We start from the raw sequence: 760 nt of genomic DNA, 5'->3' as shown, positions 1-760 counted from the left end.
GCCCGTTGTAGGGCACCACGGTGAAGTCCTTCAACGACACCCAACCCGACCGCGGCTGCGCCAACGCACCCGTCGACGACCACCGGTACGACGACGGCAGATTGCACGTGCCACCCGGAGGCGGCGTCGTGGGCGGTGCCGTGGTCGGCGGCGCGGTGGTCGGTGGCGCGGTGGTGGGTGGCGCGGTGGTGGGTGCGCCGGTCGGCGTGGTGGTGCCGCCGGTGCAGGTCACCCCGTTGAGCGCGAAGCTGGTCGGCACCGGGTTGCTGCTGGTCCAGGAGCCGTTGAAGCCGAACGAGGTGCTGCCGTTGGTCGGGATCGACCCGTTGTAGTCGACGTTGCGCGCGGTGACCGCGGACCCGCTCTGGGTCAGGCTCGTGTTCCACGACTGGGTCACCGTCTGCCCGGCGCCGAACGACCACGTCAGCGTCCAGCTCGACAGCGGGTCGCCCAGGTTCGTGATGGTGACGTTGGCGCCGAAGCCGCCCTGCCACTGCGACGGGATCGCGTAGTTGACCGAGCACCCCGCGGCGGCGGCCCCGGCGGGCAGCGCCACGGCGACCGTCGCCGACGCGAGCAGCGCGGCGCCGGCCGATGCCAATATGGCATTGACTGACCTAGATCTGGACATGAACTGACCTCCTGGCGGGCGGCGGCTCTGGCATTGGCGGTGGCGATTGTGTTGTGAGCGTTAACAGCCGCGTTAGGGATGTTACGGGAGCGCTCCCACGCACTCAACAACTCATTTCCGCGCCCACCG

At 69.7% G+C, this 760-nt stretch carries 1 protein-coding gene; it reads right to left on the bottom strand.

Annotated elements, in window-relative coordinates:
• The coding region (locus F8279_RS29740) for a non-reducing end alpha-L-arabinofuranosidase family hydrolase (protein ID WP_192580804.1) at window positions 1-631 on the bottom strand (631 nt) is incomplete at its 3' end.
• Window positions 632-760 lie beyond the last annotated feature (129 nt).

It is taken from the genome of Micromonospora sp. AMSO1212t, from assembly GCF_008868145.1.
In the GTDB taxonomy this organism is placed as follows: Bacteria; Actinomycetota; Actinomycetes; order Mycobacteriales; family Micromonosporaceae; genus Micromonospora; species Micromonospora tulbaghiae.
This window is presented reverse-complemented; position numbering and strand designations above follow the sequence as displayed.